We start from the raw sequence: 13,016 nt of genomic DNA on the forward strand, positions 1-13,016 counted from the left end.
TCCATCTCAGAAGAACATCGTGTTCCTTCTGCGTCACATCCACTTGCATGCAGGTATTCTACAGCGAGCGGCACATGATTTCCAGACTACTAAACCACAGAATACGATTTTGTTTCATTTCGGCTATGGATCATGTGAAGGCCACGGGGTGAAGCTGGATCGAGATCTTTTTTCTTACTCTTTTTAGAGCGAGACTTGTCGGAAACATACATCGCGTGCAACAGTTCGTCGCGATGCGCGTGGATCTGGATGTGGGCTACTGGTATCGCGGATGACTCGGGATGTGATACGTAATCGTATCGGAAAAGTGGGCGTCCTTTGGTTGTCTGGATCTGAAAACTCGACTCTTCCACCCGAAGATAACGTAGTTCCCTTTCAAGGAGAATGCGGTAGAAAATCTCCAGTTCGAGAAGTGGTATATTCTCAACGGTGAGATAGCAAGAGCGGCGCCCGTTAGATTCTCGTTTCGTGATTCTAATGACGACAGACAATCCTCTGGCTGTTGGCGCCTCCTGTAGATCGAGTTCAACGCCGGGGCAGACTGTTCTGGCCAGAAGATCCTGGACTTCCTCGGCAAATCGCCTTGCCTGATCAGTGAGTTTCAACTCGTCCATATTGAAGATAATCCAGGTCTTCGAGTTCCTCTAGCAGTAGCTCTTCGCGTCGGAGAAGTACTCCCTCGATGCGCCGCTCTTTGAATTCCGGCGTGTCGATGATGCGGTGGATCTCAGCGCGGCGTTTTTTGATGTCCTCGATGGTCAGGGTGGTCACATTGACAGCCATCTCGCCTCCTCATCCGATGCCGGGTCGCTGTGGTCGAACTGTATTCTAACCTGTTTCCGCGATCCATTACCAGAGGATATTGTGATGAGCCTGCTATCAAAACGCGCTCCCGCACGGGCGAGGGTGGGAGCGGCATCGAGAAATCGCTTCCGTGTCGTCGGCTGTCGTGTCGACATGGCTTCAGTGACAGGCGTCGAGCATGAGCAGGAGATGGGCGTCATCGTCCGCGATCTGCGGGCCGCCATGGCGGCCGCTGGTGATCCGGCCCATGTCGAGCAGCGGCGCCGCTGCCTGAAGTCCGCCCGTGTGCGCGCTTGGGCGAGGGATGCGGATCTGTGGGTGCGGGCTTTCGTCGAGAACCACCCGGGCCCGTCCCCGCTGAGTCGGCGCGAGGCGCTCAAGCACCTGTGACTCGGCTCGGGCCGGCACGGGCACCGGCGGGCTCGGGCTCTCGCGCCCGCCGGGCGGGCCCCGTACCAACCGGGCCGGAGCACGCGCCGACAGGGCCGGGGCACCCCCACCGACGCCGAGGACGACCCTATGAGCCCGAGTACCCCGCCTTGACCCGGGGCCTTGGGGTCAAAAGGGTCGTCCTCGATCACCAACCGGAGCCGGAGGCAGGTGCGCCCGGGGCGCTGGGGTCGGGCGGGTCGTCGAAGCCGGGAGTACCAGTAGCACTGAGTACGGTTCCTTGGGTCGGAGACAGCGGCTGCGAAGATTCCTGGGACCGGTACCGCTAGGTTGATCTATCTGATTTGTTCGGACGATGAGCTCGTGGCCCCTGGTGTCGAGCAATGTCCAAGGTCCTGCCTCGATCCGCAGTGGGATCGTGAAAACGGCGTCATGACAGGAATTAATGACTGTATCCGCCGAGGTGGCGCGGGTGTGCGAAGACCTGTTGCGACATGCCTTCCGCTGTCTCGTGGTCCCGCTCGGAGTCCGGTCATCTGACCTTGTAGCTTGATCTTGACACCGGTCCCGTACTGGCGACACACTGTTGTCACGAAGTTGTCACGTGACAACTGCCTCTCTACTGCGCATCAACGAGGATGACCATGACTCCACAGACCACCCAACACTCGCTGGGGCCAGAGGCGGCGAAGGCGGTCAAGCGCCGCCTCAATGTCGCCACCATCGTCGTGACCTTCGGCGTTCTGGCCTTCGGTTACGACACGGGCGTCATCTCCGGCGCCCTGCCCTTCATGACTCGTCCGACGGCCGAAGGCGGCCTTGATCTCACACCCGTCACCGAGGGGGTTGTAACCTCCTCGCTCCTTCTCGGAGCAGCCTTCGGAGCCATCGTCGGCGGCAGACTCTCCGACTACCAGGGTCGCCGGCGCAACGTCAAGATGCTGGCCTTCGTCTTCTTCGCAGGCGCCCTGGGATGCGCTCTGGCGCCCACCTACGAGATCATGGTCATGTGCCGGATCATCCTCGGCTTCGCCGTCGGCGGCGCTTCGGCCACAGTCCCCATGTTCATCGGCGAGTTGGCCCCCGCCGAGCGACGTGGTCCGCTCGTCTCTCGCAATGAGCTCATGATCGTCACCGGCCAGCTCGTGGCCTACACCTCCAATGCGATCATCGGCTTCGTCTCCGAAGGCGGCCACGCCTGGCGGATCATGCTGGGACTGGCCACATTGCCGGCTGCTGCTCTGTGGCTCGGGGTGTTCTTCGTCCCGGAGTCGCCGCGATGGCTCGTGGCCAAGGGGCGCAATGAGGAGGCGCTGGACGTCCTCCGTCAGTTGCGCACCACGGATCCGCGGCCGGAACTCAACGAGATCGTGGAGATCGTCGACCGGACCGCCAAGGCGCAATCCAACGCCTGGGGCCACCTCAAGACCCCATGGATTCGGCGCATCACTCTCATTGGAATCGGCTTCGGGATAGTCATCCAACTCACCGGGGTCAACGCCATCATGTACTTCGCCCCGACGGTCCTCATGAGCACCGGGATGGGCACGCAGGCCTCTCTCGTGGCCACCATTGCCAACGGCGTGGTGTCCGTGGTTGCGGTGGCCTGTGGTCTCGTTGTCATTGGACGCACGAATCGGCGAACCATGCTGCGCATCGGGATGACCGGCCTCGTTGTCTCCCAGATCCTCTTGGGACTGGCCTTCCTGCTCCCCGAGGCTCCGTGGCGCGGCTACCTCATCCTCCTCCTCATGCTCTTCTTCCTGTGGTTCATGCAGATGTTCTGCGGCATCGCATTCTGGCTCATGATGGCGGAGATCTTCCCCCTTCGCGTCCGGGGTCTGGCCATGGGGATCGCAGTGTTCTGCCAGTGGCTCTCCAATGGGATCGTGACCCTGTTGTTCCCGATCCTCCTTGACCGCATCGGCATGAGGACATTCTTCATCTTCGCCGTCATCAACTTCATCGTCCTGCTGTGGGAGCAACGGTACTTGCCGGAGACCAAGGGGAAGTCCCTGGAGTACCTCGAGGAGGAACTCGCCTCGGGCTCCGATGGGCGCCAGCCGGGCCCCCTCGCCGTCGGCTGAACACCTCAACGACGACGACGACCGCCCGAGGCGCGTCTCATCCGGGTCTTCCCCAGCCCCCAGCACGCATCATCCACGCCGCACTCGACACCGGCCGCTTCGCGACCACCACAACCCAGAAAGGAACCCATCATGTCTCAAGACCTTCACATTGCCGTCGTCGGAGCCGGATTCGCCGGCCAGGGCCACGCCTTCGGATTCCGCAACGCCCAGATGCTGCCCGCCCTCAAGGGCGTCAACGTCATCATGGACACACTGGTGGAGCCCAACGAGGCGCTCGCCCAGACCGTCGCCGCCAAGTACGGCTTCGCGCGCACCGCCTCCTCGGTGGACGACATCATCGACCGCCCGGAGATCAAGGCCGTTTCGCTGGCATTGCCCAACAATGCATACATCGACGTCGTGCCCCGGCTCCTGCGCGCAGGCAAGCACGTCTTCTGCGAAAAGCCGCTCGGTCTCAACGCCGCCGAAGCCGAGGAGATGACGGCGGCCGCGGCTCAGGCCGGGGTGGTGACATCCGTGGGCTTCTGCCGGCGGCGGGTGCCGGCTCTGGCGGCCCTCGCCCAGGTCGTCCGGGAGGGCGGCATCGGCACTGTTCATTCCTTCCGTGCCAGTTACTTCGCCGACTACGCGGCCAATCCGAAGTCACCGCGCACGTGGCGCTTCGTCAAGAGCGTCGCCGGAGGTGGAGCGGTGGCCGATATCGGAGCCCACATCATCGACACGGTCCGGTTCGTTCTCGGCGACGTCGAGGAGGTGGTGGCCTGCCAGCTCGACACGGTCATCACGGATCGTCCGCTGCCCACCGGCGGCACGGGGCACAGTCAAGGCGCCTCGGAAACGGAGACCGGCCCGGTGGAGAACGACGATAACGCCGTCGTCTCCTTGCGCACCCGCGGCGGGGCCATCGGTTCGGTCAACCTCTCTCGGATCGCGACGGGCATCACCGATGTCTTCGCCCTGGAGGTCTACGGTGACAAGGGCTGGGCGAAGTTCGAGTCACCGCACTCCGACGAGTTCTACCTGTGCCAGCCCGAACAATCAGCGCCCGGATTCGATGGGCCGCGTCAAATCATCGCCGGTCCCGCCTTCCCCTATTTCGCCGACGTCGCCTGCATGCCGGGCCGCGGTGTGGGGACGGGCTACGGGGAGAACCTCATCGGCGAGATTCAAGAGTTCGTCGCTGCCGTCATGGGGATCGGCGAGGTGACGGTGCCTTTCGCCGAGGCGATTCCCACAATGCGGATCATCGAGGCCGCGCAGCGGGCGGCGGAAACCGGCGCACCGGTGCGATTGGACTGAGATGACACCCAGCGATCCGCACCGCGGATCCGGATACAGTTGGGGGCGGGCCTGCGCAGGCAGGTTCCGCCCCCAACCGCCCGCTCGAGGAGGCGCCGTGACCCGTGCACCCCGCCGCGTCACCCAAGCCGATCTGGCCTCCCGTGCGGGTGTGTCACGTTCGTGCGTCTCCCGTGTCCTGCGTGGCCTGGACAAGGTCAGTGACGACAAGCGGGAGAGGGTTCAAGAGGCGGCGCGCGAGCTCGGCTACATCGACAACGGGCTGGCAACGGCGCTGGCGGGCAACCGGCGCAGTCGCCTCGTTGGCTTCTTCCCGCAGGAGATCGCCAACGGGGTCTTCTCCGACGTGTACCACGGTCTCAAGAGCGTCTTGGAGCCTCACGGGCACCGCTTGGTCGTTGTCGAAGGCGACTTTGATGCCGGGCAGGAGGACGTGCGCTTGCGGGAGCTCGTGTCCTTGGCTCCGGACTGCATCGTTGTAGCGGGCTACGCCGGGTCCACAGAGGCTCTGCGGGCTTCTGCGCGGTCCATCCCCATCGTGTCAGTGACGCGTCGGATCGAGCAGGACGGCGTTGTCTCAGTCGACGGAGATGATCGAGCCGGTGCGGCGATCGCCGTCGGCCATCTGGTCGACCTGGGGCACACTCGCATTGCTCACCTTCGGCTCCCGGCGTCCATACCCTACGAAGAACGGGCGGATGGATACGTTGCGGCAATGCAAAGGGCCGGGCTCGAGCCATCGATCATCACCCCGCGGGCGGCGACTCCGGATGCCGCATATGCCGCCGTGCGCGGAATCTGGGCGCAGTCGGACCATCCGACGGCGATCTTCTGCGGCAGTGACCACATGGCATTCGGGGTCCTCGCCGCTTTGGAGGACGAGCATGTGTCGGTTCCCGGCGAGGTCTCCGTGATCGGCTACGACGATCAGCTGGTTTCACGCGCCGTCGGGCTCACGACCGTCAGTCAGCACGTCGTGGAGCAGGGAAGGCTCGCGGGCGTGCTCACCTGCGCCTTGCTCAACGCTTCGGCGGCGAGCGGCGATGATGAGCCGGATCGCCCGGAATCGCGCAGAAGGGTGCCCCCCACACTCGTCGAACGCCGTACAACCGGGCCGCGGCGCCCCGAGGACCTTCGGTCAGCGGGCGTTGCCCGTTGACCCCCGGACGCTGAGCCGGCCCGGGGGCAGGGTCTCAATGCGTCTGGACGCATTCGGCTCGGCGATGCGTTCGACGATCATCTGCCCGGCGAAGCGACCTTGCGCCGCCGTCGACAAGCCGACCGATGTGAGGTTGAGCGGTGGCAGGGCGGCGAGGTACGAGTCGTCAATACCCACGACGCTGAGGTCCTCGGGGCAAGCGATCCCTAGGTCTTTGGCCGCCGAGAGCACGCCGATGGCGGCCAGGTCATTCGAGGCGAAGACGGCCGTCGGAGGCTGGGCGCGACGCGCGAAAAGATCGAGGGCGGCGGCCCGACCGCCCTCAGCAGTGGAATCTGAGGGCACCACGGCCGCGTGAGACGCGATGTCGTGCTCGGCCATGAATTCCTCATAGGTGCGTGCCCTGATGTCGAAGGTGCCATTGCTCGGGCCGCGAACATGCGCGATCCGTCGGTGTCCGAGCCCGTAGAGATGCGTCATGGCGAGGCGGGCGGCGGCGGCGTCATCCGGGATGACGACGTCAAGGGAGGAGTCGTCGAACTCATGATTCCCAGCCACGACCGTCGGCACGGAGCGAATCGCCTCCACGAGGCGTTGCGAGACGGGCATGGTGCCGGCCAGGACGATCCCGTCGACCTGTCGCTGCGCAAAGGCGCTGATGAGGCTCTCTCCCATTGAACCGTCCAGGCGCGTGTCGCACATCAGCATCGAGTAGCCGGATTCGTGCAGGACCTGAGCCAACGCGTCGAGGAAGTCGACGAACCACGGCTGGCGCAGATCGTGGATGAGAACGCCTATCGCCTCGGACTGGCGTCTGGTCAGACTTCTCGCTGCCGCCGAGGGTCGGTAGTCGAGCTCGGCGATCGCTTCGGCAATGGCATGGCGCGCTGAGGCGCTCACTCGGGATGGGTCCTGCAAATACCGGGAGACGGAGGACTTCGAGACGCGGGCTCGCTCAGCGACCTGCCGGATCGTCGCACTGCCGCGGATGTCTGGGTGACGTGCCATGGTCCCTCATCGATATCGATCGTGAGCCCCTGGGCTCAGGCGCTCCAGCTCACCGGAGGAGTATAGCCAACGTGGATGGTCTCGGTCCCGCACTTCGTGCGAGATGGGCCGTCATCCCGTGGCGGCCGGGCCGTGCGAGCATTGAAGGCATTCGCCATTTTGCGACTAGTCTTGACGGTTGTGGTCGGGGAGGGAAGAATTGGGACCGGTCCCGCCGAAAATGTCTTCTCGGCGTCGTCGGACCGACCTGTGGGTCCTGGCAGGCCGTCGCACCCGGTGGCGGTCGCCGGTGCTGCAACAGGGAACGCCAACGCATGAAGGAGACAACGATGTCCTCAACGATCACACGAGCCCGCCTCGGCTCAGCCCCCGACTCGTGGGGCGTATGGATGCCCGACAGTCCCAGGCAGACCTCCGGCACTCGCTATCTCGATGAGATCGCACAGGCGGGTTACCGCTACATGGAGCTCGGCCCGTACGGATTCCTGCCCACCGACCCCGTGGAGCTTGCCGACGAACTGGCCAAGCGGGACCTTCGCGTCTCGGCCGGCACGACCGGTGGAGCATTCCACCGCGCCGATGACTTCGAGACGATCAAGGAGGAGGCGCTCGCGACGGCGCGCCTCGCCGCCGCCGTCGGCGGCACCTACCTCGTCCTCCTGCCGGCGATGTACAGGGACCTGTTCTCCGGGGAGTACCTCGAGGACAAGGAGCTTGACGTCGAGGGTTGGAACCAGCTCATCAAGTCCATTCAAGAACTCTCCGACATCGTCGCGGAGGAGACGGGGCTGCGCGCCGTGTTCCATCCGCACGCCGATTCCCACGTGGAAACGCAGTCTCAGACCTATCGGTGGCTCGAGGACACCGATCCGGCCAGAGTCGGCCTGTGCCTGGACACCGGCCACATCGAGTACTGCCGCGGCGACTCCGCCGAGATCATCCGCCGCTACCCCGAACGGGTCGAGTACATCCACTTCAAGCAGGTCGACCCCGCCAAGATGTCCATCGTCGTGGACAAGGACCTGGGCTTCTACGACGCCGTACAACTCGGCGCCATTTGCGAGCCGCCCGGCGGGGTCCCGACCGTGGAGTCCATCGCCCGCGAGATGCACCGCCTCGACCCGGAAGTGTTCGTCATCGTCGAGCAGGACATGTTCCCCTGCCATCCGGACGCGCCCTTCCCGATCGCCCTGCGGACGTGCGCCTACCTGCGGGGGGCGTACTTGGCGCGCTGAGAAGCGCCTCGCGAAGGGTGGGGCGAGCAGCTGAGATCGACCTAGACGGGTGTGCAGAGACGGGCACGACCGCCCGAGCGCGTGGCGCCCTCTACGAGGGCGCCACGGTCGTGGTCATCGAGTCCGCGATGGAGAGTGCGGTCTCGGCATCCCGCAGGTGTCGGCGACGACCGAGCACTTCGATCCCGAGCAGAGTGACCTTGACTTTCTCGTGGATTTTCTGCCGGGCCGGCAAGATCGGTTGGCAGACTACCTTGGGCTTCAGGCGGACCTGTCTCGACTGACCGGTAGATCCGTCGACCTGGTGATTGCTGATGCCCTTCGGAACCCGTATTTTCGCGCCTCGGCGTTAGCAACCGCGGAGGACGTCTAAGCGGTCTGAGATGCCGGCTCAGAGGAACATCATTGTCCACGAGTATGGCCACGTTGATGACCGCCTGGTCTGGGATGCGGTTACGAGCAGGATCCCGGGGCTGTCTGCATTGCTGGAGCAGTTGCTCGACGAGGCCGAAGAGTCCCTGAGGTGACGCGCGCGCCGGTCCTGCGCTGTGTCCGGTGAGCGACTGGAGTGCTGGTCATACTGGACTCAAGCCAGGCGTTGATAATGTCTACCTCTGCCTGGCTGGGGTAGTGCACGTCGTCTCCGATTGCGTGCCCATGCGTGATGGCCCAGTCCCAGATGTCGTGCCAGGACCACACGCCGCCGCCGACTGGGTTGATCGCTAGTGGGAAGCCGTTCTGGCGCTTGCCGGAGGTCCAGTTCTGCACTGCCTGCCGGGTGACGCCCAGCCGGGAGGCGATCTCAGGTCGGGTGGCCAGGTCGGGGACCAGGCGCAGCAGACGCAGCCCGAGGGACTGAAGCTCGGTGATCATGGTGCGGGCAGCGACGTCGAAATTGGCGCCCTCGCCCAGGACGGTCACGAACTCATGGCCGGTGTGATCGGTTCCGACAGTCCCGTCGTAGTCGTCGATGAGCGTGTCGACGAGGCTGTCGTCAACGTGCTCCACGTGGAAGGTCATCTCGTGCAGGTTCATGATGGGGCTCCTCAGGGGACGCTCTCAGCAGCAGCGGGGCCTGTGTGCTGCGTCGGCGACTGAGTGCTCCTGGAACCAGGATGAGTCGCGGCCGATCCTGTTGTCAAATGACAACAGGACGGAGAGCGTCACGATGCCGACCCTCTTGCGGGTGGCCGTTGACGGGGTGAACGAGACTTCAGCAGGTCGAGCCGGGCGGGGCTAGGGTCATCGTCCCACCCGCGCCTGACACGAATTGGCCTCAGGCCAGGACCAGTCGAGCCCCGCGCTCGCCAGGGATGCTCTCCCGCTGGCGGCCCCTCGGCTCAGAAGTGCCTTGCGAGAGGAAGGTCGAGGTCGAAGGCCAGGATGAGGGCCCGGGCGAGCGCCGGCTCCTGGTCGGCGGTGAGGAAGCCGATAGTCTGTCTGAGGCATCGCGAGGGGATCGTCGTGATGTTGTCCATCGCCGCGACGCAGCCGTGGTCCAGTCCGTTGCGCCTCCCCAGCGGCAGCTCACTGCTCAGGCCCTTGGCGGTGGTGGTGATGGGGGCGACGGTCACCTTCGTCATGGCGCCGCGCGCGCGGTCCCGGGTGAGAATCAGTACCGGGCGCGTCTTGTCCAGTCTCGCCAGCGCGATCTCCCGCACGGATGTCAGTCCTCGAAACGAGTAGCCCCGGCGGTCCACTCGACGAGGTCATCCAGATCGTCCTGCGGACCGACCTCTTCGAGGATGCGCGCGTCCTCGACGGCTGCGCGCTCACGACGCTCGCGCTCCAGCGCCCGGTTGACGATCGCGGCACGGCTCGGAGCCTGTCCGCGGGCGACCGTCTCATCGAGGAAGGCCACGATATCGTCCGGCAGTCGAACTGCGATCTGAGTGCTCACGCCGCAAGTGTAGCGAACTGCATCCCGTTACAGGATGCAGGGTTGGCGAGGAGGCTGAGTGCACGTTGCCGGGCCTCCTCTTGAAGCGTCGTTCCCCGCCGCTGGTTGCCGCGCTGGCCGTTCCGTCCAAGACGGGGCCGCTCCCTCATCACTACGTTCGCGCCATGGCACTGACACTGGGATTCATCGGGATCGTCACCCGCGACATGGCCGCCTCCCTCGACTTCTACCGCGCGCTCGGCGCGCCCGTCCCCGCGGGCGCGCAGACCGAGCCGCACGTGGATGCCCGCCTGGCTGACGGCACCACGCTCGCCTGGGACACGGTCGACGTCATCCGCTCCTTCCACCCCGACTACGCCCTGCCCGAGGGCGGCCACCGCATCGCCCTGGCATTCCGCCAGGAGAGCCCTGAGGAGGTCGACGCCCTCTACTCCAGGCTCACCGCGGCCGGCTACGAGGGCGTCGTCGAGCCCTGGGACGCCTTCTGGGGCCAGCGCTACGCCACCGTGCTCGACCCCGACGGTAACGCCGTCGATCTCTTCGCGGCCCTGTCCTCCCACTGACCCGGGCTCGCCCCCACCAGGCGCGCGAAGTCCCGGCACATATGGGCCTGATCGGCATAGCCCGCATGGGCGGCCGCCCCGGCCAGGCCCGTGCCGCCCGCGATCAGCGTCCGGGTGCGCTCGGCCCGTCGTATCCGCAGCAAGGTGGTGTAGCTGTAGCCGAAGGCGGACAGCATCCGACGGCGCAGCGTCCTCTCCGAGCAGTCCAGGCGGCGAGCCGCCTCCGGAGCCCGCAGGCCCGCGCTCGCCGCCCTTGAGGCCAGGAGGATCCACGGCTCGGGGACGTCCAGCGCCGGCAGCAGGGAATCGAGCCCCGCGAGTGGGTCCGCCGATTCCCACGCCCTCAGCATGAGATCGCGCAGGGGAGCGGAGCCGCCGAGCTCGGAGTCGAGGCCGACGACCTGGTCTCGCAGTTCGGGCAGGCACTCGGGCAGGAGCCGCAGTGCCGTCCCCGCGGACAGCCGCAGGCCGAGCATCCCTCGCGCATCGGTCCCGGGCGAGCACAGCCACCGGGTCTGCGGGCCACACACCCGCACGGCGTCGCCGTCGGCGATGAGGTCGACGCAGCCATCGGCAGGGACCTCTGCGGGGGCGTCGTTCCGAGAGCGCCACACGACCGCCCCGGGCCCCAGGCAGGCCTCAGTGAACACGTGACCATCCTGGCACAGGGGCGGGCCGCCCACACGGGGGACCGGACGCAGACCTGTCCGCTTCGTCCAAAACGGCGCAGCCACAGCCTCGGGTGTGCGGACTTTGGCGACCGCCCGCCCCTTCTGCACCACCATGATGTCCGACGGCATCGAGAACGCCCACGACCGCAGGCCGACCATGACTGGTCCGGGTGCGCCCCTGGGGTCAAGGACCTACGGACCCAGTAGCGCCAGCGGGACGACAGCGACGCCGTCGGGTCGACGGTAGGCGTAGGGGCCGGTGTACAGCACGACGGCGTCCATGAGCCGGTCCCCGAGTCGGTCCCGCAGCCACGTCAGGTGACGCACGTCCCGGTCCCGCACGGTGTCGGCGAGCTTGACCTCCAGGGCCGTGGCTCGAGTGTCCGGGGTCTCGACGATGATGTCGACCTCATGCTCTCCCCGCTTGGTGCGCAGGTGCCCGACGTGTGCTCCAAAGGCCTCGGCGTAGACGCGAACGGACTGAACGGCGAGCGACTCGAACAGGGCGCCCAGCCAGGTCGATGTGGTGGGTGGGACCTGCTGACCGTCGCCCTGGAGGAGACCCTGCTTGCCGACCCCGACGAGCCGGGCTGCCAGAGCGGGGTCGACCAGGTGGTGCTTGGGGGCGCCGACGAGGTTCTTCAGAGGTGCGAAGGTCGGGGCCCAGGACTCAAGCGGGTCGAGGATGAACAGTCGGGTGAGGTGCTCGCGGTACAGGTCGATCGTCGCCCGTGCGGGCTTGTCCGGCTGGGTTGCCGTGGCGGCGTCGAGAATCGTGGTGTAGCTGGCTGTTGAGGCGGTCGCTGCGGCGTAGGCGCGCATCCACGCCCGCAGCGCCGCGGGGCGACGGACGGTCATGCCGTTGTCCGGCATGTCGTGCTCGATGATGCGGGTGATGTAGCCGTCAAGCTGGCGTCCCCGGTTGGCATCCGACAGGTCCCGGATACCGGGCAGGCCCGAGCGCAGGATCTCGTCGACATAGTCGGGCAGGTCCAGGGGACAGGCGCCCTCAATGGAGGCGTGGCCGCTATGGAGGGCCGCTAGGGAGATAGAGGATCCAGTATCGAGGCCGCGCTCGCTGAGCGCCATGGGGCGTAACAGGAGGCGCACGATCCTGCCCGCGCCGCTGTGCAGGCGGACGTCGCTGGAGACCCCGGCCGAGCCGGCGAGGAGGAATCGAGCCCCTGCCAGCGGATCCTGGTCGACGGCAGCGCGCACTCGTTCCCACACGCTTGGTTCCAGCTGCCACTCGTCGATGAGCACAGGGGCGGGGACCTGTGTAATGAGGTCGTAGTTCGCGGCCACACTGGAGCGAGCGCGAGGGTCGCTGAGGGTCAGCACCGTGCGGGCGCGACGGCTGGCTGTGGCAGTCTTCCCTACGCCCTTGGCCCCTTCGATGGCTACGGCTGGAAGCTCGGTCAGCATGCCGTCGAGCAATGCGTCAACGACCCGAGTCCGATACTTCATATTCCGCAGAATAGCAGAGATATGAGGTTCTACTAGGCAGATGGGCGAGGTTCTACTAGGCAGATGGGCGAGGTTCTACTAGGCAGATGGGCGAGCACGATGTCCTCGGGCAGGCGACTCCGCGGGGGATGTACACTTTTCTGTACGTACAGCATTGAGAGGACCATTGCCATGAAGACCATGAGCTACACCGAGTCGCGCGCCCGCTACGCGGAGGTCCTCGACTCCGTCGTCGACGACTGCGAGGAGGTCGTCATTACGCGCGCTGGCCGCGAGCCGGCCGTCATCGTCTCCCTCGCCGAGTACCAGTCCCTGAAGGAGACCGATTACCTCCTGCGCAACCCCGCCAACGCCAAGCGCCTCCTCGCGTCGATCGCTCGGTCCCAGGCCGGTCAGGACACGTACCGCGAGCTCATCGAGGAGGAGTGAC

The 13,016-nt window shown here is 65.7% G+C and carries 16 protein-coding genes and 1 pseudogene; 9 read left to right on the top strand and 8 right to left on the bottom strand.

Features of this window, described 5'->3' with window-relative positions:
- Window positions 1–89: 89 nt before the first annotated feature.
- Complete coding sequence (locus tag EUC46_RS10910; RefSeq protein ID WP_128774189.1) at window positions 90–614, bottom strand: hypothetical protein; 525 nt, start codon at window positions 612–614, stop codon at window positions 90–92.
- The gene (locus EUC46_RS10915) at window positions 592–783 is read right to left on the bottom strand and encodes a hypothetical protein (RefSeq protein ID WP_128774190.1); all 192 of its coding nucleotides are present in this window, start codon (window positions 781–783) and stop codon (window positions 592–594) included. Before EUC46_RS10915 ends, EUC46_RS10910 begins: the two co-directional genes overlap by 23 nt.
- Window positions 784–957: 174 nt before the next feature.
- On the opposite strand from EUC46_RS10915, the gene EUC46_RS10920 reads away from it, so the two are divergent.
- The 4 genes from EUC46_RS10920 to EUC46_RS10935 all read left to right on the top strand — a co-directional run bounded on the left by EUC46_RS10920 (window position 958) and on the right by EUC46_RS10935 (window position 5,742).
- Entirely contained in the window at window positions 958–1,194 is a 237-nt protein-coding gene (locus EUC46_RS10920) for a hypothetical protein (protein WP_128774191.1), read from the top strand.
- A 644-nt stretch (window positions 1,195–1,838) separates the two neighbouring features.
- On the top strand, window positions 1,839–3,281 hold the full coding sequence (locus EUC46_RS10925; protein WP_128774192.1) for a sugar porter family MFS transporter: 1,443 nt from the start codon (window positions 1,839–1,841) through the stop codon (window positions 3,279–3,281).
- Window positions 3,282–3,413: 132 nt separating this feature from the next.
- Window positions 3,414–4,583, top strand: a complete 1,170-nt coding sequence (locus tag EUC46_RS10930) for a Gfo/Idh/MocA family protein (protein WP_128774193.1) — start codon at window positions 3,414–3,416, stop codon at window positions 4,581–4,583.
- A 97-nt stretch (window positions 4,584–4,680) separates the two neighbouring features.
- Window positions 4,681–5,742: a LacI family DNA-binding transcriptional regulator gene (locus tag EUC46_RS10935; protein WP_164918822.1), complete on the top strand. Its 1,062-nt coding sequence runs from the start codon at window positions 4,681–4,683 to the stop codon at window positions 5,740–5,742.
- Here EUC46_RS10935 and EUC46_RS10940 read toward each other — a convergent pair.
- Window positions 5,722–6,750, bottom strand: coding sequence for a LacI family DNA-binding transcriptional regulator (locus tag EUC46_RS10940; protein WP_128774195.1), 1,029 nt, complete (start codon window positions 6,748–6,750; stop codon window positions 5,722–5,724). The genes EUC46_RS10935 and EUC46_RS10940 overlap by 21 nt on opposite strands.
- A gap of 329 nt (window positions 6,751–7,079) precedes the next feature.
- On the opposite strand from EUC46_RS10940, the gene EUC46_RS10945 reads away from it, so the two are divergent.
- From EUC46_RS10945 to EUC46_RS13480, 3 genes and pseudogenes are all read left to right on the top strand, one after another.
- On the top strand, window positions 7,080–7,985 hold the full coding sequence (locus EUC46_RS10945) for a TIM barrel protein (RefSeq protein WP_206645977.1): 906 nt from the start codon (window positions 7,080–7,082) through the stop codon (window positions 7,983–7,985).
- 157 nt (window positions 7,986–8,142) lie between these two features.
- Window positions 8,143–8,358, top strand: coding sequence for a nucleotidyltransferase family protein (locus EUC46_RS13395; protein WP_338324480.1), 216 nt, complete (start codon window positions 8,143–8,145; stop codon window positions 8,356–8,358).
- Between the two features lie 10 nt (window positions 8,359–8,368).
- Window positions 8,369–8,425, top strand: a pseudogene (locus EUC46_RS13480) (hypothetical protein); the annotation flags it as partial.
- A 13-nt stretch (window positions 8,426–8,438) separates the two neighbouring features.
- Here the strand turns inward: EUC46_RS13480 and EUC46_RS13130 are convergent.
- The 3 genes from EUC46_RS13130 to EUC46_RS13135 form a co-directional block, all read right to left on the bottom strand.
- Window positions 8,439–9,020, bottom strand: coding sequence for a helix-turn-helix domain-containing protein (locus tag EUC46_RS13130; protein WP_241655545.1), 582 nt, complete (start codon window positions 9,018–9,020; stop codon window positions 8,439–8,441).
- Window positions 9,021–9,325: 305 nt separating this feature from the next.
- Window positions 9,326–9,646 (bottom strand): type II toxin-antitoxin system PemK/MazF family toxin, encoded by a 321-nt coding sequence (locus tag EUC46_RS10960; RefSeq protein WP_128774197.1) that lies wholly within the window; start codon window positions 9,644–9,646, stop codon window positions 9,326–9,328.
- 5 nt (window positions 9,647–9,651) lie between these two features.
- Window positions 9,652–9,885, bottom strand: a complete 234-nt coding sequence (locus EUC46_RS13135) for a ribbon-helix-helix protein, CopG family (RefSeq protein ID WP_128774198.1) — start codon at window positions 9,883–9,885, stop codon at window positions 9,652–9,654.
- A 164-nt stretch (window positions 9,886–10,049) separates the two neighbouring features.
- On the opposite strand from EUC46_RS13135, the gene EUC46_RS10970 reads away from it, so the two are divergent.
- On the top strand, window positions 10,050–10,448 hold the full coding sequence (locus EUC46_RS10970; RefSeq protein WP_128774199.1) for a VOC family protein: 399 nt from the start codon (window positions 10,050–10,052) through the stop codon (window positions 10,446–10,448).
- Here EUC46_RS10970 and EUC46_RS10975 read toward each other — a convergent pair.
- Together EUC46_RS10975 and EUC46_RS10980 are read right to left on the bottom strand one after the other, a co-directional pair.
- Window positions 10,382–11,098: a helix-turn-helix domain-containing protein gene (locus EUC46_RS10975; RefSeq protein WP_241655546.1), complete on the bottom strand. Its 717-nt coding sequence runs from the start codon at window positions 11,096–11,098 to the stop codon at window positions 10,382–10,384. The genes EUC46_RS10970 and EUC46_RS10975 overlap by 67 nt on opposite strands.
- A gap of 213 nt (window positions 11,099–11,311) precedes the next feature.
- Entirely contained in the window at window positions 11,312–12,586 is a 1,275-nt protein-coding gene (locus EUC46_RS10980; RefSeq protein ID WP_128774200.1) for an ATP-binding protein, read from the bottom strand.
- Window positions 12,587–12,757: 171 nt separating this feature from the next.
- Here EUC46_RS10980 and EUC46_RS10985 point away from each other — a divergent pair, with 171 nt between their 5' ends.
- Entirely contained in the window at window positions 12,758–13,015 is a 258-nt protein-coding gene (locus EUC46_RS10985; RefSeq protein WP_128774201.1) for a type II toxin-antitoxin system Phd/YefM family antitoxin, read from the top strand.
- Window position 13,016: the final 1 nt, after the last annotated feature.

It is taken from the genome of Actinomyces oricola, assembly GCF_004104015.1.
GTDB classification, from domain to species: Bacteria; Actinomycetota; Actinomycetes; order Actinomycetales; family Actinomycetaceae; genus Actinomyces; species Actinomyces oricola.

Coding starts and splice junctions, on each gene's coding strand:
- EUC46_RS10985 (WP_128774201.1), top strand. CDS start 12,758: ATGAAGACCATGAGCTACACCGAGTCGCGCGCCCGCTACGCGGAGGTC.
- EUC46_RS10920 (WP_128774191.1), top strand. CDS start 958: ATGGCTTCAGTGACAGGCGTCGAGCATGAGCAGGAGATGGGCGTCATC.
- EUC46_RS10910 (WP_128774189.1), bottom strand. CDS start 614: ATGGACGAGTTGAAACTCACTGATCAGGCAAGGCGATTTGCCGAGGAA.
- EUC46_RS10945 (WP_206645977.1), top strand. CDS start 7,080: ATGTCCTCAACGATCACACGAGCCCGCCTCGGCTCAGCCCCCGACTCG.
- EUC46_RS10970 (WP_128774199.1), top strand. CDS start 10,050: ATGGCACTGACACTGGGATTCATCGGGATCGTCACCCGCGACATGGCC.
- EUC46_RS10930 (WP_128774193.1), top strand. CDS start 3,414: ATGTCTCAAGACCTTCACATTGCCGTCGTCGGAGCCGGATTCGCCGGC.
- EUC46_RS13130 (WP_241655545.1), bottom strand. CDS start 9,020: ATGAACCTGCACGAGATGACCTTCCACGTGGAGCACGTTGACGACAGC.
- EUC46_RS10925 (WP_128774192.1), top strand. CDS start 1,839: ATGACTCCACAGACCACCCAACACTCGCTGGGGCCAGAGGCGGCGAAG.
- EUC46_RS10980 (WP_128774200.1), bottom strand. CDS start 12,586: ATGAAGTATCGGACTCGGGTCGTTGACGCATTGCTCGACGGCATGCTG.
- EUC46_RS10940 (WP_128774195.1), bottom strand. CDS start 6,750: ATGGCACGTCACCCAGACATCCGCGGCAGTGCGACGATCCGGCAGGTC.
- EUC46_RS10915 (WP_128774190.1), bottom strand. CDS start 783: ATGGCTGTCAATGTGACCACCCTGACCATCGAGGACATCAAAAAACGC.